General features: G+C 50.0%; 16 protein-coding genes and 1 pseudogene. 7 read left to right on the forward strand and 10 right to left on the reverse strand.

The genetic code is table 11. The features are described from left to right. Nucleotides 1-39 precede the first annotated feature (39 nt). The 3 genes from RYZ59_RS17125 to RYZ59_RS17135 all read left to right on the forward strand — a co-directional run bounded on the left by RYZ59_RS17125 (nucleotide 40) and on the right by RYZ59_RS17135 (nucleotide 3,581). Entirely contained in the window at nucleotides 40-1,563 is a 1,524-nt protein-coding gene (locus RYZ59_RS17125; RefSeq protein WP_137382898.1) for a sugar ABC transporter ATP-binding protein, read from the forward strand. Beyond that, nucleotides 1,556-2,551, forward strand: coding sequence for an ABC transporter permease subunit (locus tag RYZ59_RS17130; protein ID WP_202037149.1), 996 nt, complete (start codon nucleotides 1,556-1,558; stop codon nucleotides 2,549-2,551). Before RYZ59_RS17125 ends, RYZ59_RS17130 begins: the two co-directional genes overlap by 8 nt. A gap of 88 nt (nucleotides 2,552-2,639) precedes the next feature. After that, nucleotides 2,640-3,581 carry an ABC transporter substrate-binding protein gene (locus tag RYZ59_RS17135; protein ID WP_101742853.1) on the forward strand — a complete coding sequence of 314 codons (942 nt, stop codon included), beginning with the start codon at nucleotides 2,640-2,642 and terminating at the stop codon, nucleotides 3,579-3,581. Nucleotides 3,582-3,652: 71 nt separating this feature from the next. Here RYZ59_RS17135 and RYZ59_RS17140 read toward each other — a convergent pair whose 3' ends face one another. The 9 genes and pseudogenes from RYZ59_RS17140 to RYZ59_RS17180 all read right to left on the reverse strand — a co-directional run bounded on the left by RYZ59_RS17140 (nucleotide 3,653) and on the right by RYZ59_RS17180 (nucleotide 14,038). Continuing rightward, entirely contained in the window at nucleotides 3,653-5,059 is a 1,407-nt protein-coding gene (locus RYZ59_RS17140; protein ID WP_318049688.1) for a hypothetical protein, read from the reverse strand. Next, nucleotides 5,056-5,316: a PAAR domain-containing protein gene (locus RYZ59_RS17145; RefSeq protein ID WP_043018109.1), complete on the reverse strand. Its 261-nt coding sequence runs from the start codon at nucleotides 5,314-5,316 to the stop codon at nucleotides 5,056-5,058. The genes RYZ59_RS17140 and RYZ59_RS17145 overlap by 4 nt, the downstream gene beginning before the upstream one ends. Before the next feature lies 1 nt (nucleotide 5,317). Next, entirely contained in the window at nucleotides 5,318-6,097 is a 780-nt protein-coding gene (locus tag RYZ59_RS17150) for a hypothetical protein (protein ID WP_318049693.1), read from the reverse strand. Nucleotides 6,098-6,143: 46 nt separating this feature from the next. Next, entirely contained in the window at nucleotides 6,144-6,875 is a 732-nt protein-coding gene (locus RYZ59_RS17155) for a hypothetical protein (RefSeq protein ID WP_411961720.1), read from the reverse strand. A 93-nt stretch (nucleotides 6,876-6,968) separates the two neighbouring features. Continuing rightward, entirely contained in the window at nucleotides 6,969-7,748 is a 780-nt protein-coding gene (locus RYZ59_RS17160; RefSeq protein WP_318049696.1) for a hypothetical protein, read from the reverse strand. A 46-nt stretch (nucleotides 7,749-7,794) separates the two neighbouring features. Continuing rightward, nucleotides 7,795-8,574, reverse strand: a complete 780-nt coding sequence (locus RYZ59_RS17165; RefSeq protein WP_318049698.1) for a hypothetical protein — start codon at nucleotides 8,572-8,574, stop codon at nucleotides 7,795-7,797. A gap of 46 nt (nucleotides 8,575-8,620) precedes the next feature. Beyond that, nucleotides 8,621-9,399 (reverse strand): annotated as a pseudogene (locus tag RYZ59_RS17170) (hypothetical protein). 9 nt (nucleotides 9,400-9,408) lie between these two features. Further along, nucleotides 9,409-11,505: a DUF3274 domain-containing protein gene (locus RYZ59_RS17175; protein WP_318049702.1), complete on the reverse strand. Its 2,097-nt coding sequence runs from the start codon at nucleotides 11,503-11,505 to the stop codon at nucleotides 9,409-9,411. Next, complete coding sequence (locus tag RYZ59_RS17180) at nucleotides 11,498-14,038, reverse strand: type VI secretion system tip protein VgrG (RefSeq protein ID WP_318049704.1); 2,541 nt, start codon at nucleotides 14,036-14,038, stop codon at nucleotides 11,498-11,500. Before RYZ59_RS17180 ends, RYZ59_RS17175 begins: the two co-directional genes overlap by 8 nt. A 548-nt stretch (nucleotides 14,039-14,586) precedes the next feature. Here RYZ59_RS17180 and RYZ59_RS17185 point away from each other — a divergent pair. Genes RYZ59_RS17185 through RYZ59_RS17195 form a run of 3 tightly spaced genes read left to right on the forward strand, consistent with a single transcriptional unit; the run spans nucleotide 14,587 to nucleotide 17,146 of the window. Beyond that, nucleotides 14,587-15,270, forward strand: a complete 684-nt coding sequence (locus tag RYZ59_RS17185) for a D-lyxose/D-mannose family sugar isomerase (RefSeq protein WP_318049706.1) — start codon at nucleotides 14,587-14,589, stop codon at nucleotides 15,268-15,270. Nucleotides 15,271-15,284: 14 nt separating this feature from the next. Further along, complete coding sequence (locus RYZ59_RS17190) at nucleotides 15,285-16,145, forward strand: ketose 1,6-bisphosphate aldolase (protein ID WP_318049708.1); 861 nt, start codon at nucleotides 15,285-15,287, stop codon at nucleotides 16,143-16,145. Further along, nucleotides 16,142-17,146, forward strand: a complete 1,005-nt coding sequence (locus RYZ59_RS17195) for a carbohydrate kinase family protein (RefSeq protein WP_318049801.1) — start codon at nucleotides 16,142-16,144, stop codon at nucleotides 17,144-17,146. The genes RYZ59_RS17190 and RYZ59_RS17195 overlap by 4 nt, the downstream gene beginning before the upstream one ends. A gap of 85 nt (nucleotides 17,147-17,231) precedes the next feature. Here RYZ59_RS17195 and RYZ59_RS17200 read toward each other — a convergent pair whose 3' ends face one another. Beyond that, the gene (locus RYZ59_RS17200; protein WP_318049710.1) at nucleotides 17,232-17,963 is read right to left on the reverse strand and encodes a response regulator transcription factor; all 732 of its coding nucleotides are present in this window, start codon (nucleotides 17,961-17,963) and stop codon (nucleotides 17,232-17,234) included. 288 nt (nucleotides 17,964-18,251) lie between these two features. On the opposite strand from RYZ59_RS17200, the gene fdhF reads away from it, so the two are divergent. Then, nucleotides 18,252-20,399 carry a formate dehydrogenase subunit alpha gene (gene fdhF / locus RYZ59_RS17205; protein WP_137381156.1) on the forward strand — a complete coding sequence of 716 codons (2,148 nt, stop codon included), beginning with the start codon at nucleotides 18,252-18,254 and terminating at the stop codon, nucleotides 20,397-20,399. The last annotated feature ends 89 nt before the right edge of the window (nucleotides 20,400-20,488 follow it).

Here is a 20,488-nt window from a genome sequence, read left to right on the forward strand (position 1 = left end):
ATGGACTGCTGATATCGGCCACCCCGCAGGAGATCCGCGATGAGCAGGACACCGGTTCTGGAAATGCGCAACATTGCCAAAGCGTTTGGCAAATTTTACGCGCTGAAAGGGGTCGATTTAACGGTCTGGCCGGGTGAGATCCATGCTCTGATGGGCGAGAACGGCGCGGGGAAAAGCACCCTGATGAAGATCCTCGCGGGGGCGTATACCGCCACCAGCGGCGAGATCCTGATTGACGGACAACCTTTTCATATTCGTGGGCCAAAGGATGCATTAAGTGCAGGCATTACTCTGATTTATCAGGAGATGCAGCTCGCGCCAAACCTGACGGTAGCGGAAAATATCTTTCTTGGCAGCGAGCTATCGCGCGGTGGTCTGGTCCAGCGCAAAGAGATGGTGATGCAGTCGCAGAAGGTTATCGACCGACTCGGTGCCCAGTTTAAGGCCAGCGACCGGGTAATGACGCTGACCATCGCCGAACAGCAGCAGGTCGAAATCGCCCGCGCCCTGCACCGTAACAGCCGCATCCTGGTGATGGATGAACCCACCGCCGCCCTCTCCTCACGTGAAACACACCGCCTGTTTGAACTGATCATGCGTCTACGCGATGAAGGAATGGCGATTATCTATATCAGCCACCGCATGGCGGAAGTCTATGAACTCTCCGATCGCGTCAGCGTCCTGCGCGATGGGCAGTATGTCGGTAGCCTGACCCGCGACAAGCTTAATGCTGCGGAACTGGTGCGCATGATGGTGGGTCGCCCGTTGAGCGATCTGTTCAACAAAGAGCGCGATATTCCCTTAGGCAAAGCGCGCCTCAATGTTCATCACCTGACTGATGGCAACAAAGTGCAACCGTGCAGCTTGCTGGTGCGCTCCGGGGAGATCGTCGGCCTTGCGGGTCTGGTGGGAGCCGGACGTTCTGAACTGGCGCAGCTGATTTTTGGCGTACGTAAAGCCATCGGCGGCATGATTGAAGTCGACGGCGAACCGGTGGTGATCCACTCCCCGCGTGAAGCGATTGACCACGGTATTGGCTTTCTGACCGAGAACCGCAAAGAACAGGGGTTATTTTTAGAACTGGCGGCCGCGGAGAACATCACCATGGCGACGCTGGAACGTGACGCCAACTGGGGCATGCTCGATCGCAAAAAAGCGCAGGCCATTTCCGATGATGCGATTCAATTACTCAACATCCGCGTGCCGCATGCTCAGGTACGGGCGGGTGGGCTGTCCGGCGGTAATCAACAAAAATTGCTGATCTCGCGTTGGGTGGCGATCGGCCCGCGCATTTTGATCCTCGATGAACCCACGCGCGGCGTAGACGTCGGCGCCAAAAGCGAGATCTACCGGATCATGAACGATATGGCGCGCAAAGGCGTGGCGATCCTGATGATCTCCAGTGAATTGCCGGAAGTGGTCGGCATGAGCGATCGGGTATATGTCATGCGGGAAGGCAGTATTGCCGGCGAGCTGGACGGGAAAAGCATTACCCAGGAAAACATTATGACGCTGGCAACCGGCGTGAACGACTCCCATCATCAGGCGGTGCCCCATGAATAATCCAACCCCTTCCCAGCAGGTGGCGAAATCCGCCTCCGCGAAAAGAATGCTGATGAGCGATCTGATGCAAACGGTCGGTATCTTGCCGATTCTGATCCTGATTGTGGCGGTGTTTGGCTTTATCGCGCCAAACTTTTTTACTGAGAGCAACCTGCTGAATATTACCCGCCAGGCGTCGATCAATATCGTGCTGGCGGCTGGCATGACTTTCATCATCCTGACCGGCGGGATCGATCTCTCCGTCGGTTCAATTCTCGGCACCACCGCCGTTGCGGCCATGGTCGTTTCTCTTATTCCTGAGTTTGCCATGCTGTCGATTCCGGCGGCGCTGATGCTCGGCCTGGTGCTGGGATTGTTTAACGGCGCGCTGGTCGCTTTTGCCGGACTACCGCCGTTTATCGTCACGCTTGGAACGTATACCGCGTTACGTGGCGCGGCGTACCTGCTGGCGGATGGCACGACGGTTATCAACTCCAACATCAGCTTTGAGTGGATCGGCAACAACTATCTCGGCCCGGTACCGTGGCTGGTAGTGATTGCACTGGCGGTGGTGGTGGTGTGCTGGTTCATTCTGCGCCGTACCACGCTCGGCGTTCATATCTACGCGGTCGGCGGCAACATGCAGGCCGCACGTTTAACCGGGATCAAAGTCTGGCTGGTGCTGTTGTTCGTCTACGGCATGAGCGGTTTGCTCTCGGGTCTTGGCGGGGTGATGAGCGCCTCGCGGCTGTACAGCGCCAACGGCAACTTAGGCATGGGCTACGAGCTGGACGCCATCGCGGCGGTGATCCTCGGCGGCACCAGCTTTGTCGGCGGGATCGGCACCATCACCGGCACGCTGGTAGGGGCGCTGATTATCGCCACGCTTAATAACGGCATGACGCTGATGGGCGTCTCCTATTTCTGGCAACTGGTGATCAAAGGGGCGGTGATCATCATAGCGGTGCTGATCGACAAATACCGTACCCGACACCATCAAAGTGCATAGACAAGCTTACTGGCCTACTCATTCGTAGGCCTGATAAGCGCAGCGCCATCAGGCGTATAACAACAATACCCTACGTGAGGAAACGAGTATGCGTTTGAAGCCATTAGTGACCGCGCTCTGTGCTGGCGCACTGCTTGCTGCAGCTCCGTTTGTGCAGGCAAAAGAACTGAAATCGATCGGCGTTACGGTGGGCGATCTGGCCAACCCGTTCTTCGTACAAATCACCAAAGGTGCAGAGCTGGAAGCACGCAAACTGGCCGGTGATAACGTCAAAGTGACGCTGGTCTCCAGCGGCTACGATCTGGGGCAACAGGTGTCGCAAATCGACAACTTTATTGCCGCCAAAGTCGATATGATCATTCTTAACGCGGCGGATTCCAAAGGCATCGGTCCGGCGGTAAAACGCGCGAAAGACGCGGGGATCGTGGTGGTCGCCGTTGACGTGGCGGCGGAAGGCGCAGATGCGACCATTACCTCCGATAACACCCAGGCAGGCGAAATGGCCTGTAAATACATTACCGACCGCCTGAAAGGCAAAGGCAACGTTGTCATCATCAACGGGCCGCCGGTTTCCGCCGTCCAGAACCGCGTGGAAGGCTGCCAAACCGAGTTCAAACGCCACCCGGACATCAAGGTGCTGTCGCATAACCAAAACGCCAAAGGCAGTCGCGAAGGCGGGCTGGAGATCATGACCGCGTTGCTGGCGGCGAATCCGAAGATCGACGGCGTATTCGCCATTAACGATCCGACTGCGATCGGTGCCGATCTGGCGGCAAAACAGGCGCAGCGTAGCGAATTCTTTATTGTCGGCGTAGATGGATCGCCTGACGGTGAAGAAGCGCTGAAGCGCGAAAACTCACTATTTGTAGCGACTCCGGCACAAGATCCGCAGGTGATGGCTGCCAAAGCGGTCGAAATCGGCTATGACATATTGCAGGGGAAACCCGCCCCGAAAGAACCCGTGCTGATCCCGGTGACGATGATCGATAAAAACAACGTCGGCAGTTATAAGGGTTGGACAGTGAAATAAATCCTGAACCGACTAAGGCTCCTGCTACAAAAAGAGTCAAAGAAGCAAGAGCGCCCGTCAGGGCGCTTACCTCATAAAAACTGAGAGTAATAAATATCCATTTTCTCCTCTATATTATGACTCAGTATAAAAGAAAAAAGCATAATCGCCGTGTAAATAACCGGAATACCAATAACCAAAGTTGTAAACGTATACCAGGGGTGACTTTGGAACAGTTCCGCTGGCACGAGACATATATATCCTAAACCCCATAAAATAATGGCACACAATTTTATGACTCTCCAATAATCATGGAAATCCAGCTTATCAAGTGCCGGACAAGATCCTGGATATTTAGCCGCTATTATGCCGGATTGAATAGTATCTGCGGATGTACTGGCGAATAACTGATGTCCTTGCCCATATTTTGCAGCATCCGCAGCCAATGCCAATACAACCCAGCGCTGAACCTCTGTGCTTTGCCCAGTGACGGCCTCCAGTTCATATCGGCTATCGGCCAAAATACGCGTTTTGGCGTTTTCTATCCCACTAAACAATACGAATTTTGACTGCTTATCCAGTGAGTTGAACCACAATTTTTTAATTTTACTAGCATCCACCTGCTGTGCAGAAAGATATGTACTTACGATTTCATCAAGATAGTAAGGGGTACTGTCCATCATGCGTAATAAATATAAAGGTGCGTCTTTGTCTTCAAGCAAATTTGCATTGGTAAAAATAAAAGCATTAGCACTTTCGAAAAATTCAGAATTATTTTCATCATACAATTCAACTGCAATAACCAGGTGGTTTTCAGACATATTTAAATCAACCCAGTCATTAATTAAGAAATAATCAGGGCACTCGTGAAGGATATTAATTTTCCCGACTTTATCGTTGGGGATGTCCAGGCTTGCCAGCACCGCCTTGAAACTACTGCCGATAGTGTCATCCGCCCCTTTAACGTATAGCCAGGTATTAAAAGGCCGATATTTCCTGACAAGAGAATTTTTGAGGGGTTCTATCAACTGTCTTAGTACTTTATCAACTCTGGTGTCATCCATTGAGTCAACTTCAATATCAATACGTAGCGGCGTTGCAGAACCTGCTGGCGCTTCACCCTCTAGTTTCTGAATTTTTAATGCCAGTTCAGGTACCGGGAGAATGGATGAATAGTCTAAAAGCGGCAATGCCCGTATTGCCCAGTTTTTCCACTGATTCATACCATACTGCTCAAGATAACCCGCATAGTAACATGGAAAAGATATAAGGCCGTAAGTGATTACCATCACACACCAGATGGCTAACACTATTAGCGATGGGATACCTATTGCATTCCATATCAGATCATCAGGAACCTTCTTGTCCTGCAACCAGCTGAATATATTGTATGTTATAAAAAATAGAAAGACAGCACAGCTAATGATCAGCATAATATTCAGCGGGAATTTTTCTGGTTCCTGATAGGGATTTTTGTTTGGTATCTTCCATTTCCTCATTTGCTTGTCCCCGCCGTGGGCAGTGTAGTTTTTATTGCACAGCCGCATGCGGCCCTACAACCATCCACAACAACGCCTTTGCCGTCCATTGTCCAGGTTGGCTCAAAATCAAGTATTGGGAAGGTGCCTTTGTGCAGAATACAAACCACAGTATCCCCCATTAAGGCGACAGCAATTCCCATAAACTTGCTACCAGAAGCTTTATTGACATATCCGCCATTTTCCAGCGGATCGTTTAGCCTGATTACACCTTTCATATTATTTCCCCGCATCCATATCGCAGTACATCCGGGTCCAGCCTTTATAGCCCACCACCTCCGGTTCTTTATCCGGCAGGTTTTGATAATTCGCTTTTTCTGACTCAACAAGATTATCCAGCCCTTTTTTCATAAAAATAACCATACCCCACGCATACCCTGGAGATTCAGGTCTGATATGCGCGTTCACATACTCGCCACTGGATTTATGCTTGCCTGGTCTGTAGAGATAATATGTATCATCAAAGAATTGATAATCTATACCCGGACCACCCGGCGCCAGACGCGGGTCGTCAAAAGGGTATGAGCTCATATACAAATGTCCTTGGGCTGTGGAAATAAACGCCTGATTATTAACCACCACCACTCTTTTTATTTCTTTTCCTTCAGGTCTGTCGACCATATTCCCATCAGAATTTTTCTCTTGCCCCTGAGATGGGGACATATACGTTGCGACCTGCCACGTTTGTCCATAATCTTTAGATATTTTATATGCCCCAGGTTCCCATCGCGGTATAAGAATATACTTATCTGATGGATGAATATATACCCCAGAGAATATCCTGAAGGAAGCAAATACTCCATCATATATCTCTTTATGAATATCTTTTCTAATGTCATGATACCAAAGTGCTCCCTCACAATAATAGCCTTTTAACTCCAGATAACGATTATCATCATAACGATAAATAACCTGTGAGGGTGTTTTTTTTGTACAGCCAGAGATAACACATAGTGAAATTGCTACGACGATTACTCTTACCACATTTCCCATTATCATAATTCATCCTTAAACGTTAAGTATTTTGGGCATATCCCATTGCAAATTATTTCCCCGCATCCATATCGCAGTACATCCGGGTCCAGCCCTTATAGCCCACCACCTCCGGTTCTTTGTCCGGCAGGTTTTGATAGTTAGCCTTATAACCTTCCGTTAAATGGGCTAAGGATGCTTTCATAAATACCACCGTTCCCCACGCAGCACCTGGAAACTCAGGACTGGTATGGCCGTCCACATACTTGCCACCGGATTTATGCTTGCCAGGTCTGTAGAGATAATAGGTGTCATCAAAGTATTGATAATCTATACCCGGACCACCCGGCTTTAAGCGCGGGTCGTCAAAAGGGTATGAGCTCATATAAAAATGTCCTTGTGCAGTGGAAATAAATGCCTGATTATTAACCACCACCACTCTTTTTATTTCTTTTCCTTCAGGATAGTCGCGCATAATACCGTCTGAGTTTCTCTCCAGCGACGGGAAAGAGGCCATATATGTGGCGACCTGCCACGTTTGCCCGTAATCTTTAGATATCAGATAAGCAGTCGGCTCCCAGTTTGGGATGAGTATATATTTATCAGAAGGGTGAATATAGGTTCCCGAGAAAATCCTGAAGGAAGCAAATCTTCCATCAATTAACTCTTTGTGAATATTTTTTTTACCATCGTGATACCAAAGTGCTCCCTCACAATTATAGCCTTTTAACTCCAGATAACGATTATCATCATAACGATAAATAACCTGCGAGGGTGTTTTTTTGTACAGGCAGCGATGGCGCATAGTGAAATTGCTGCGACGATTACTCTTACCACATTTCCCATTTTCATATTTTATCCTTAAACGTTAAGTGGGTCAGGCATATCCCATTGCAGATTATTTCCCTGCATCCATGTCGCAGTACATCCGGGTCCAGCCTTTATAGCCCACCACCTCCGGTTCTTTGTCCGGCAGATTTTGATAGTTGGCCTTATAGCCTTCCGTTAGATGGGCTAAAGACGCTTTCATAAACACCACCGTTCCCCACGCAGCACCTGGAAACTCAGGACTGGTATGACCGTCCACATACTCGCCACTGGATTTATGCTTGCCCGGTTTGTAGAGATAATACGTATCATCATAGTATTGATAATCTATACCCGGACCACCCGGCGCCAGACGCGGGTCGTCAAAAGGATATGAACTCAGATATAAATGCCCCTTCGCCGTGGTAATAAATGCCTGATTATTAACCACCACCACTCTTTTTATTTCTTTTCCTTCAGGGCTGTCACGCATAACACCATCTGAGTTTCTCTCCAGCGCGGGGAAAGAGGCCATATATGTTGCTACCTGCCACGTTTGTCCGTAATCTTTAGATATTTTATATGCCCCAGGTTCCCATCGTGGTATAAGAATATACTTATCTGATGGATGAATATATACTCCGGAAAAGATCTGATACGTTGAATAAACGCCATTTACTAATTCCTTATGTATATTCCTCCTGGTATCATGATACCAAAGTGCACCTTCGCAATCGAAGCCCTTTAGTTCAAGATACCGGTTATCGTCATAACGATAAATAACTTGAGTTGGTATTTTTTTTGTACAGGCAGTGATAGCGCATAGCGAAACTGCGCCGATTAATACTCTTATCGTAATTCCTGGTTTCATAATTCATCCTTAAACGTTAAGCGGTTTTGGCATATCCCATTGCAGATTATTTCCCTGCATCCATATCGCAGTGCATCCGGGTCCAGCCCTTATAGCCCACCACCTCCGGTTCTTTGTCCGGTAGATTTTGATAGTTGGCCTTATAACCTTCCGTTAAATGGGCCAAGGATGCTTTCATAAACACCACCGTTCCCCAGGCGCGCCCTGGCGATTCAGGTCTCATGTGGGCATTCACATACTCGCCACTGGATTTATGCTTGCCTGGTCTGTAGAGATAATATGTATCATCAAAGAATTGATAATCTATACCCGGACCACCCGGCGCCAGACGCGGGTCGTCAAAAGGGTATGAACTCATATACAAATGGTCTTGGGCTGTGGAAATAAACGCCTGATTATTAACCACCACCACTCTTTTTATTTCTTTTCCTTCAGGGTAGTCGCGCATAATACCATCTGAGTTTTTCTCCAGCGCCGGGAAAGAAGCCATATATGTGGCTACCTGCCACGTTTGTCCGTAATCTTTAGATATCTTGTAAGCATCTGGCTCCCATCGTGGTATCAGAATATACTTATCTGATGGATGAATATATACCCCGGAAAAGATCTGATACGTTGAATAAACACCATTTACTAACTCCTTATGTATATTCCTCTTGGTATCATGATACCAAAGTGCACCTTCGCAATCGAAGCCCTTTAGTTCAAGATACCGGTTATCGTCATAACGATAAATAACTTGTGATGGTATTTTTTTTGTACAGGCAGCGATAGCGCATAGTGAAACCGCGCCAATTAATACTCTTATCGTAATTCCTGGTTTCATAATTCATCCTTAAACGTTAAGTGGGTCAGGCATATCCCATTGCAGATTATTTCCCTGCATCCATATCGCAGTGCATCCGGGTCCAGCCCTTATAGCCCACCACCTCCGGTTCTTTGTCCGGCAGATTTTGATAGTTAGCCTTATAACCTTCCGTTAAATGAGCTAAAGATGCTTTCATAAAAACCACCGTTCCCCAGGCGCGCCCTGGAAACTCAGGACTGGTATGGCCGTCCACATACTTGCCACCGGATTTATGCTTGCCAGGTCTGTAGAGATAATAGGTGTCATCAAAGTACTGATAATCTATACCCGGACCACCCGGCTTTAAGCGCGGGTCGTCAAAAGGGTATGAGCTCAGATATAAATGTCCTTGTGCAGTGGAAATAAATGCCTGATTATTAACCACCACCACTCTTTTTATTTCTTTTCCTTCAGGTCTGTCACGCATAACACCATCTGAATTCCTCTCCATCGACGGGAAAGAGGCCATATATGTGGCGACCTGCCACGTTTGCCCGTAATCTTTAGATATCAGATAAGCAGTCGGCTCCCAGTTTGGGATGAATATATATTTATCGGAAGGATGAATATAGGTTCCCGAGAAAAGTCTGAAGGAGGCAAATCTTCCATCAATTAACTCTTTGTGAATATTTTTTTACCATCGTGATACCAAAGTGCTCCCTCACAATTATAGCCTTTTAACTCCAGATAACGATTATCATCATAACGATAAATAACCTGTGAGGGTGTTTTTTTTGTACAGGCAGCGATGGCGCATAGTGAAACTGCGCCGATTATTATTCTTACCGTAATTCCTGCTTTCATAATTCATCCTTAAACGTTAAGTGGGTCAGGCATATCCCATTGCAGATTGGGAGTCTCGGCATTGTATATTTCATTGTGTCTGGCAGGTTGAACCGTTGTTGAATGGCAATATTCGTTAACCACACCAAATTGACCTTTGGGTAAAATATCATCCGGCCTGTTCATAAATGGTTTTGTATATAAACCATTTAAAACACCAGCATTATAATAATTAACAGCATCAGAAAAACCATTACGCTTCATACGCCAGTCCCCGCGCAAGAGTAGCTCGGTCCAGAATTCTCCGCAGCGGTGATCAAATGCTCTGCATGTTCCCACCGCCAGATCGAAGGCCATCGCTTTCGCGGGGGCATCTTTCGACATCACAATAGAGGAATGCTGGCTGTAACCAATCTGCTCTGATTGCATCCATTCTTTTTGCAGTTCATCCGGCGTTTTTTCATAAATCAACTGAACGGTCTTATTGTATCCCCCGCCCAGGACAACGCCTTTGGTATAAGGCTTGCCATATTTTTTGGCGAACATCGTAAGTTCTGCGGGCGTTAATGCCTGGCCCGGCTGTAAATAATCAAAACCGGCCCCGCTCAGATTTTTGGTGTCGGTTTCAGTACGCGCAATGACATTCGCCTTTGCAGAAAATGAGATGTCCTGATCGGGTGAACCTGGCGCTATCGAATATTTATACTGACTTCCCGCGCCCTGTAACTGGTGTCTGAAGGTGACGGGGAGCTGCTCACCGTTAACAACCACATCCGCAAACGTATATTGTTTGGTCGCGCCCGTATCCTGATTAAAGCAGTTCTTTTCTAACGTCGGCATTTCAAAAGGCACGCTCAGCGGGCTGCCGCCTATTTCCGGACCATTTTCGCAAAAAACCCGCTGGCGCAGATTGTCTATTCCGCTGGCAATGTTATAGGGGACTCCCCGCCAGCCCAAACCCTGGACGTTAAGTAATGAAACCACACTGTCATTGGGGCAAAAATAATTATAGACCTTGCCAAAGTTATTACGCGTATAGAGTTCATTCTTGCGCCACTGTGAATTGGTTTTACTCATGCATAGCGCGCCTTCTAATTCATCGATCTCGGCCTGCGTGTGATATTGCCCCTTGCCGTATCTGGCGTTGGTCGCCATCAACTGGCAGAAATTTTTAAACGTCTGCTGTCGGGCGCGATCCGTTTGATGATGTCCGGGCGTCATACCTTCAGCAGCCGTTTTTTCCAGTGCGTAGGGGGAATGGTTAAGAATCACGCAGTCAGCGGGTTTCTCATTAGCTTGCATGACCAGCATATTGGCGAGCATAGTGATAATAGTCCCCTGTGAATGTGCAACAATATTAATTGGGTCCAGTTTTGTTGCCGGTTCACTTCGAATCATCAGGATTAAATCAGCCAGCCGCTGCGCGGCAAAAAACTGATAAATACGGTGCGGATTATCATAAATAGGGTGCGTAAAATCCCCGGCATTCAGATACAGTGATGCAAATCCTGCCGCACCGTTCGCCAGGCCGCCGGAGCCAGGGCCTAACATATCCGGAATAGTGGTTGTCGCATTGGCAAAGGTACCCCCGCCTTTGGCGTACACATCATCGAGAACATTACCGAAATTATCATTCTGATATTTCAAGGTGGTTTGGGGAATATGGCCCAGTTTTTCCAGCTTTGCGTGGTCATCTTCCTGATAGGCGTTGTAAGGCAGTTTTGCGGCGTCTCCTGATTTAGCCCGTTCTTCGCGATAACGCCGCTGGTCTTCTATATATGTCGCATGATCGACGGGTTTATACCCCCAATAAAATGGAATTACCGGGCTGCGTCCGGGCATTTTTACATTCTGCTGCTCGCCATCGCCCATATCCATTTTGTACTGCTGCCATTCATGCGGATACATATCCGTGCGGCCCATACGTTCATTCAGGCCAGCGATAATACCCTGCTCCTGATTCTGATAGGCCTCGCCAACATCGTTGACACCGTGCACAAGGATCACAATGCAGGGCATGGAATAGTTAACGGGCACGTCGCAGACCGCCATTTTTCCGCCCGTTGATTTAGGCACGCCCTGTACACCTGTCGCCACCACCCGCGGATTAAAGGGACTGTTACTCATTTGGTAAAATCTCCATTTTCATTTCGTCCATTTCAGTCATATCCAATAACGGCGTCATTCCTTCATCGTCTGTGACGCCTTCAATGGTCTCACCTGATGCCTTAGTCAGTCTGAATTTTGTCTTTTTCAGAACATCGTCTGGGTTGCCAGAGCCATGTAATTTAATGCGGCGATGAAACTGCTCTTCCTGAAAGACAGGGGTTTTATCTTTTGCCGACTCCGGTCCGCTCCAGTCAAGAGTGGCGCCTTTCAACTGCACCTTGGCGGGGGAGAATATTTTTACAGAGCCGTCTTCATTTATTCTGATACCGCCACCACCGCACAAAAGCTGGATATTCTTCCTGGCGCTGATGGTTACGTTGCCGTTCATACTCTGAATATGAAAATGCTTATCAGAAAGCAGGCCCATTTCCCCACGCTGCGCCTGGACGGAAATATCATCTTTTGCGGCGATGATTTTGATTCCGATAGCTCTGCTGAAAAGTGACAGGCCCTGTCCAACGGCCATTGAGAGTTTTTTAAAGACGTTAAAACTGCCGTTGCTGGCGGCGTTTAGCGACAAATCTTTGTCTGCTGATAATGCCATCGTTTGCGGTGTAAGCAGGGCCATACCATGATCGGCGTAGGCCACCAGCCCCGAGCGGGTAAGCTGTTCAAGCGCGGCGTTAAGCTGCTGCTGCGGTCCCATTTCGACATTTAACGCCTGTGCCGTCAGCGCGCTCTGCTGAAGCGACGTTGCCAGCGTAAGCGCGGCCTGAAGCTGCTGAACCACTGCGCTCATATCGAGCTGCTTACCCTGGGCTTTTGGCTGCGCCTCAGTCGTGAGTAGTATCCCCTTTGCGGCCCTCAGGACCGCGCGGTCATCGGTGCGTAGTTCTGCGCCTTCGCCGCGGGGTTTACCGCCAGCATCAACAAGATGGCCCATGTTCAACTGCGTTTTGGCATACTCGGTACTCAGCTTGACGTGTTCCTGCCCGCGTCGGTCCTCCATCCGCAGCTTATTAAGACCCGCAGTGCGGATGACGTTGCGGGTATTGTTGCGGCTGGTAACGGGGTCCGGCTTTGGAGCATGATGCAGAGCATGTGCAATAAAAGGTCTTTCCGGATCGCCGCCTTCAAACGCAATGGCGACCTCTGTGCCCTGGATTAACGGAAAGTGATGACCATAAGTATCACCGGCATAAACCCGCGCCAGACGAACGGGCATGCTTTCATAACCTTGCCTGTGCTGGTCGAGGTCAAAATCAAACTTCACCCAATAACGACCCTGCACATCGATGTGAGCATATTGGTCATTGTCTATTGGTGATGAAACGATCGCGGGAACAGTACCGGCGATACGTGGCCGGGGTAATGGCTGCGGTCGAAAGCAAACGCGCTCACGGTAAGGAATACCACTCAGTTGGGATTGAAGGGCTGCATCACGCTTGCCCGTCACCCGCATTGCCGTTACCACAAATCCCGAGGTGAAGGCATGTGGAATGACGCCGCCGATTTCCAACACCATCCCAGGCACAATCAACGGACTGGTGGTCACGCCGTTTAAAATGGACTGATTATTAAGAATAATTTCGTGATGCAGTTTGGCATAGAACCAGCTGGACTCGCCTGGTTGTTCCTCAGAAAATTTCGATCCCGGCTGATGGTGAATATCCGCATAACGATAATCCATTCCATACGTCGCCGATGTTTGTTCCGCCCCATAGGCATCAGCATGAAGTATTAGCGAGTTGGCAAGCCGGTAGTCAAAGTTCTTTGCTTTAACGCCTGCGGAAACAACATTATGCTTTGATACCAGCTTATCGATCGAATAATCATTTGATGTCAGCCCGGCATGGGATGAGTGCATAATCTTTTGATCAAAGATGTATTGGCATTGTGAATCACTGAAGATAAGCACCATAATGTGCGAAACAGCATGATGATTTGCGATCCTGAACCAGATCCCGACTTCTGACAGGATGCGGCTAATAAATGCTAAATCTGACTCCTCCCATTGGACGATCATTTCCCGGTTGGGATAGAGACAAACAAGATTATCAAAGTCGATTTCATAATCGGCAAAAGCATGTTCTTTGAGGATCTGCGTGACCAGTTTCGGCACATTTATGTTCAGGTAAATAGCCGATCGCTTACGTCGTGAGAGTAATGCAAGCTTATGCTCCAGCCTGATTTCGTACAGTGATTCATCCGCTGATGTGCTAATAAGTGAAAATGACGTAATGACGCCTTCAATTTGCCGTTCATATAGCCACTTCTCAGAACCCTGAATATATTTATTCCAGTTATGGTTAGGTGCTCTGATTTGTAGCGACCCTTCAATATTTAGAATTGAGTCAGGAGAGATATTTTTTAGTTTTGATGTAAATGTGATTTTATAACTGTATGGTTTGCTTAAATTTTCATAGCCTTCAATTGTTTCAACATCCAGCCCCCCTAACCTACCCTCCCCCCTCACGGAGAATAAATACTTATTTATACTCTCCTCTGAAACTATACCTTCCAGATTATAGAATCCTGAACCTTTTTTCATTATCGCATCCCTTACCCAAAGAAAGTAATACATAAGAAATAAAGTCTAGTCAGCATATCAACAATAATAAAAAAGGGGTATTTTTTACTGAAAACAAATCTGGGAAGTGAGTTAATTATCATGAGTCAAACATGTAATATAACCCTGACATATAAATAAACGGTTAACTGGTGCGCTTTTATATTTAATAGCATCGTTTCATTACAAAACGGTATATATCGTGCAGCATTCGTTTTTTCATGGTAAGGCAACAATCCAGCAGACAAATCCAAATGGTTCCAAAAGCTGAGAGGCAACTAAAAAGACAGAGCATTAAGCCAATGATTTACAATAACATTTATAGAAAAATTCTGTTTATTTATTATTTTATTGAATAAATCACATCCTCCCATAAAAAAACACAATAAAATATAACTATTCCCTATTCTGCTGTGAGGGGAGAGGTAACTGGATTATGCCCATCTGTTCCCCAGGAAAGATTTTGGTTTTCTCCCTCTTCCTTGAGAGAGAACCGCATAAAGGTCATCTGCTCAGCCACAGGAGAATCAATGAAACGCTCCGCAATAAACGAGATTCTGGGTCACACGCGCCAGTTTTTTTCCCTGCACGACGTGCATCTCCCCGCTTTCGCCAGTTTCCCGCCCACCCAATGGCGCAAGCTTGATGCCTCTGCCTGGGGCGAAGTGTTCGACCTCAAACTCGGTTGGGATGTCACCGCGTTTGGCGGCAACAATTTCGCCGCGCAAGGGTTAACGCTGTTCACCCTGCGTAACGGCTCGCCGAAAGGTATGCCTTATGAGAAATGCTACGCCGAGAAAATCATGCATGTTCGCGATGCCCAGGTTACGCCGATGCATTTTCACTGGCGCAAGCGTGAAGACATCATCAATCGCGGCGGCGGCAATCTGATTGTCGAACTGTGGAACGCCGGTATCAGAGAACAAACGGAGGACAGCGACGTCAATGTGGTCATTGATGGTTGCCGACAAACCCATGCCGCAGGTAGCCAGTTACGCCTGGCTCCAGGGGAAAGCATCTGTCTGCCGCCGGGCCTGTATCACAGCTTCTGGGCGGAAGAAGGTTTTGGCGACGTGCTGGTCGGCGAGGTTTCTTCTGTTAATGACGACGACCACGATAACCACTTTTTGCAACCGATCGCCCGCTATAACGACATTGAAGAAGACGAACCGGCGCAGCTGGTGCTGTGTAACGAATATCGCCTGTTCCGCTAACCAAGGAGCGCATTATGCCGTTGATATCTCTCGCTGATGGCCTTGCCCATGCCCGCGAGCACCGCTATGCCTTAGGGGCATTTAACGTTCTGGACTCACACTTCCTGCGTGCGCTGTTTGCCGCGGCAAAGCAGGAACGTTCACCGTTTATCATCAATATCGCCGAGGTGCATTTTAAATATATCTCGCTGGATTCTTTAGTCGAAGCGGTCAAGTTCGAAGCCTCGCGGCATGACATTCCGGTGGTGTTGAACCTTGACCACGGCCTGCACTTTGAGTCGGTGGTTCGGGCACTACGCTTAGGGTTCAGTTCAGTGATGTTCGATGGTTCCACGCTGGAGTATGAAGAAAATATCCGTCAAACCCGCGAAGTGGTGAAGATGTGCCACGCCGTCGGCGTATCGGTGGAGGCAGAACTGGGCGCGGTGGGCGGTGATGAGGGCGGCGCGTTGTATGGTCACGCCGACGAGTCGCTATTTACCGATCCGATGATGGCGCGTGATTTCGTCGACAGAACCGGGATTGACGCGCTGGCCGTTGCCATTGGCAATGCCCACGGCAAATATAAAGGCGAACCGATGCTCGACTTCCCGCGTCTGGACGCCATTCGCCAGCAGGCGGCGATCCCGCTGGTACTGCACGGCGGTTCCGGCATCAGCGACGACGATTTCCGTCGGGCAATCGAGCTTGGCATTCACAAAATCAACTTCTATACCGGCATGTCGCAGGCGGCGCTGTCGGCCGTGGAGACGCGGATGGCAAATCGCCAGCCGCTGTACGACGAATTCGCCGAACTGCTGCTCGGCATTGAAGAGGCCATTACCGATACTGTTTCAGAACAGATGCGCATTTTTGGCAGCGCGGGACGGGTCTGATGGAACGCAAAGGCGTTATCGCCGCAGGCAACATGCTGGTCGATCATGTACACCAGATTGTGCAGTGGCCGGAACGCGGCTGGCTGGCGGAGATCACCCGTAGCGAACGCGCCACGGGCGGTGCGCCGCTGAACGTGCTGCTAACGCTGGCAAAAATGCACGCCGGGCTGCCGCTGCAGGCGGTGGGGTTAATTGGCAAGGACAGCGATGGCGACTACATCATGGCGATGCTGGAACAGTATCACGTTAATCGCCAGCATGTTCAGCGCACGACATCCGCCCCCACGTCGATGTCGCAGGTGATGACCGATCCCAGTGGCCAGCGCACCTTTTTTCACTCACCGGGCGCCAATCGGCTACTCGATCAACCTGCGTTTGAGCTGCTGGATACCTCGATGAAAATCTTCCATCTGGGGTATCTGCTGTTGCTCGATAGTCTGGACATGCCGGACGATGAGTTCGGTACGCGAAGCGCACGACTATTGGCACAAATGCGTGAAAATGGCTTTGAAACGTCGCTGGATCTGGTTTCACGTAAAGGCGATCCGCGCTACCAGCCGCTGGTGATGCCAGCGCTGCGCCATCTCGACTATCTGGTGATCAATGAACTGGAGGCCGGGGAATTCAGCGGACTGGAAATCCGCCAGCCCAACGGCGAGTTGCATATTGCACACATCGCCACCGCCGCCCGTGAACTGCTGGACGCGGGTGTACGCCAGCGGGTGGTGATCCACTGTCCGGAAGGCGCATGGGGTGAAAGTCCGGATCAGGCTGGCGCCTGGATACCCTCACATTACCTGGCGCAGGAGGAGATCGTCGGCAGCGTCGGGGCTGGGGATGCGTTTTGCGCCGGATTTTTGTATGGCTGCCACGAGCGCTGGTCGCTGGCAGACAGTATCAGGCTGGCACACGCCTGCGCGCGGGCAAGCCTGCTGTGTGCCAATGCAATCGACGGCGCAAAAACGCTGGAGGAATTAAAAGCCGGAATGGCTGATGCCTGATGAACCACGCTTATCAGGCCTCGGGGTCGTTATCGCTTTTGTAGGCCGGATAAGGCGCTGACGCCGCATCCGGCAACTGCGCAGATCACGCCGCCTTATCGTGATGCTGCACGTCGGCGGCAAAAACATAACCCAGCCCGCGCAGGGTTTTAATTAACATCGGCTGATGCGGGTTAACCTCTATCTTTCGCCGCAGCCGCATGATTAACACATCAATGGTGCGGTCAAATACCTCAACGCTGTCGCTGCGCGTCAACTCCAGCAATTGTTCGCGGCTAAGCACCCGGCGGGCGTTCTGTGCCAGCGCCAGCAGCAAACTGTATTCACCCTGCGTCAGGTCCACTTTCAATTGCTGAGGATTACGTAACTGACAACCAGCGGTGTCGAGATGCCAGCCATTAAAGGATAACCCCGTAGTTTGTGGGCCGCTGCTTTCGGGTGTTAAAACACCGACACGCCTGAGCACGGCTTTTACCCGCGCCACCAGTACCCGCGCATTGAACGGTTTGCCGATATAATCGTCAGCCCCCATTTCCAGCCCCACAACCACATCCGATTCGCTACCTAACCCTGTCAGCATCACCACCGGTAATCCCGGCCTTATTTTTTGCACCTGCTGAAGCACCATCAGGCCATTAATATCGGGCAACATCATGTCCAACAATACCAGCGCGATATCCGGCTGAGTCTCAATGCAGCGCAGCGCATCCTGCCCGGTATGACAGGCGGTTACCGCAAAGGCGTGTTCACTCAGCACATCCTGAAGCAGTGTGCAGATTGCCTCGTCATCATCCACAACCAGTATGGCTGGCTTCATCGTTCCTCCCCATTTCTGGCCAACTTAAATGAGTGTGATTGATTCTGCACAGAGTGACAGCGATAAGGCACAAGGACGTGTGGGAAACATAACCTCGGTCACACTGCCGGGGCGTCACGTATTGAAGATTCGTCACGTCAAATATGACGACAGCCTGTTTTTCGTCAGGGTTTTGCGCAAAATTCGCCCGTAATATCGACTAATGCCCCTGATAAAAACATGGCATAAAAGATGCATAAGCAAAGCGACAAGCGCGTATGCGCGATTTGATTAACTGGAGCGAGACCGATGAAAAAAGTCGTCACGGTTTGCCCATATTGCGCATCAGGTTGCAAAATCAACCTGGTGGTCGATAACGGCAAAATCGTCCGGGCTGAAGCGGCGCAGGGGAAAACCAACCAGGGTACCCTGTGTCTGAAGGGCTACTATGGCTGGGATTTTATCAATGATACCCAGATCCTGACCCCTCGTCTGAAAACCCCCATGATCCGTCGCCAGCGTGGCGGCAAACTGGAATCCGTTTCCTGGGATGAAGCGCTTAATTACGTCGCCGATCGCCTGAGCGCCATCAAAGCGAAGTATGGCCCGGACGCCATTCAGACGACCGGTTCATCTCGCGGTACAGGTAACGAAACCAACTATGTAATGCAAAAATTCGCGCGCGCCGTTATTGGTACCAATAACGTTGACTGCTGCGCTCGCGTCTGACACGGCCCATCGGTTGCAGGTCTGCACCAATCGGTCGGTAACGGCGCAATGAGTAATGCCATCAATGAAATTGATGACACCGATTTAGTGTTCATCTTCGGGTATAACCCGGCGGATTCCCACCCTATCGTGGCGAATCACGTGATCAACGCTAAACGTAAAGGGGCGAAAATTATCGTCTGCGATCCGCGCAAAATTGAAACTGCGCGTATTGCTGACATGCACATCGCGTTGAGAAACGGCTCGAATATCGCGCTGCTTAACGCTATGGGTCATGTCATCATCGAAGAAAAACTGTACGACCAGGCGTTCGTCGCCTCGCGTACGGAAGGATTCGAAGAGTACAGCAAGATCGTCGAAGGCTACACGCCGGAGTCCGTCGAAGATATCACTGGCGTTAGCGCGCAGGATATCCGTCAGGCTGCGCGTATGTATGCCTCAGCGAAAAGCGCGGCAATCCTGTGGGGCATGGGTGTTACCCAGTTCTATCAGGGCGTGGAAACCGTGCGTTCACTGACCAGCCTCGCAATGCTGACCGGCAACCTCGGTAAGCCGAGCGTGGGCGTTAACCCGGTTCGTGGCCAGAACAACGTTCAGGGCGCATGTGACATGGGCGCGCTGCCGGATACTTATCCGGGCTATCAGTATGTGAAAGATCCGGCTAACCGCGAGAAGTTCGCTAAAGCCTGGGGCGTGGAAAGTCTGCCTGCTCATACCGGCTATCGCATCAGCGAACTGCCGCATCGTGCAGCGCATGGCGAAGTACGCGCGGCGTACATTATGGGTGAAGATCCATTACAGACCGATGCTGAGCTTTCCGCAGTGCGCAAAGGCTTCGAAGATCTGGAACTGGTTATCGTGCAGGATATCTTCATGACCAAAACCGCTGCTGCCGCAGACGTTATTTTACCGTCTACGTCATGGGGCGAACATGAAGGCGTATTCTCCGCGGCTGACCGTGGCTTCCAGCGCTTCTTTAAAGCCGTTGAGCCGAAGTGGGATCTGAAAACGGACTGGCAGATTATCAGTGAAATCGCCACCCGTATGGGTTACCCGATGCACTACAACAACACCCAGGAAATCTGGGACGAGTTGCGTCATCTGTGCCCGGATTTCTACGGTGCCACTTACGAGAAGATGGGCGAACTGGGTTATATCCAGTGGCCTTGCCGCGACACCTCAGATGCCGACCAGGGTACGTCTTACCTCTTCAAAGAGAAGTTTGACACCCCGAACGGCCTGGCGCAGTTCTTCACCTGCGACTGGGTAGCGCCAATCGACAAACTCACCCCAGAGTACCCAATGGTACTGTCAACGGTGCGTGAAGTCGGCCACTACTCTTGCCGTTCGATGACCGGTAACTGTGCGGCGCTGGCCGCGCTGGCGGATGAACCGGGCTATGCCCAGATCAACACCGCCGACGCAGAACGCCTGGGCATCCAGGATGAAGAGCTGGTGTGGGTGAACTCGCGTAAAGGCCGGGTCATTACCCGTGCGGCAGTCAGCGATCGTCCAAACAAAGGCGCGATTTACATGACCTACCAGTGGTGGATTGGCGCATGTAATGAACTTGTAACCGAGAACTTAAGCCCGATTACCAAAACGCCGGAGTACAAGTACTGTGCTGTGAACGTTGAACGCATTGCCGATCAGCGCGCTGCCGAGCAGTATGTCATTGATGAGTACACCAAGCTGAAAGCCAGCCTGCGCGAAAGCGCGATGGGTTAAGCTTCCCCTGACGGCCTCCATTCGGAGGCCGTTTTTTTATGCACATAATCTCTCTATACTGTTCATTCCCTACACTAAATCTAAATATA

This window comes from Citrobacter sp. HN-141 (assembly GCF_033341895.1).
Classification (GTDB): domain Bacteria; phylum Pseudomonadota; class Gammaproteobacteria; order Enterobacterales; family Enterobacteriaceae; genus Citrobacter.

Bases quoted from the DNA above. Each gene is read 5' to 3' on its own strand.
- RYZ59_RS17125 (WP_137382898.1), top strand. From the start codon at position 40: ATGAGCAGGACACCGGTTCTGGAAATGCGCAACATTGCCAAAGCGTTT.
- RYZ59_RS17130 (WP_202037149.1), top strand. From the start codon at position 1,556: ATGAATAATCCAACCCCTTCCCAGCAGGTGGCGAAATCCGCCTCCGCG.
- RYZ59_RS17135 (WP_101742853.1), top strand. From the start codon at position 2,640: ATGCGTTTGAAGCCATTAGTGACCGCGCTCTGTGCTGGCGCACTGCTT.
- RYZ59_RS17140 (WP_318049688.1), bottom strand. From the start codon at position 5,059: ATGAGGAAATGGAAGATACCAAACAAAAATCCCTATCAGGAACCAGAA.
- RYZ59_RS17145 (WP_043018109.1), bottom strand. From the start codon at position 5,316: ATGAAAGGTGTAATCAGGCTAAACGATCCGCTGGAAAATGGCGGATAT.
- RYZ59_RS17150 (WP_318049693.1), bottom strand. From the start codon at position 6,097: ATGATAATGGGAAATGTGGTAAGAGTAATCGTCGTAGCAATTTCACTA.
- RYZ59_RS17155 (WP_411961720.1), bottom strand. From the start codon at position 6,875: ATGCGCCATCGCTGCCTGTACAAAAAAACACCCTCGCAGGTTATTTAT.
- RYZ59_RS17160 (WP_318049696.1), bottom strand. From the start codon at position 7,748: ATGAAACCAGGAATTACGATAAGAGTATTAATCGGCGCAGTTTCGCTA.
- RYZ59_RS17165 (WP_318049698.1), bottom strand. From the start codon at position 8,574: ATGAAACCAGGAATTACGATAAGAGTATTAATTGGCGCGGTTTCACTA.
- RYZ59_RS17175 (WP_318049702.1), bottom strand. From the start codon at position 11,505: ATGAGTAACAGTCCCTTTAATCCGCGGGTGGTGGCGACAGGTGTACAG.
- RYZ59_RS17180 (WP_318049704.1), bottom strand. From the start codon at position 14,038: ATGAAAAAAGGTTCAGGATTCTATAATCTGGAAGGTATAGTTTCAGAG.
- RYZ59_RS17185 (WP_318049706.1), top strand. From the start codon at position 14,587: ATGAAACGCTCCGCAATAAACGAGATTCTGGGTCACACGCGCCAGTTT.
- RYZ59_RS17190 (WP_318049708.1), top strand. From the start codon at position 15,285: ATGCCGTTGATATCTCTCGCTGATGGCCTTGCCCATGCCCGCGAGCAC.
- RYZ59_RS17200 (WP_318049710.1), bottom strand. From the start codon at position 17,963: ATGAAGCCAGCCATACTGGTTGTGGATGATGACGAGGCAATCTGCACA.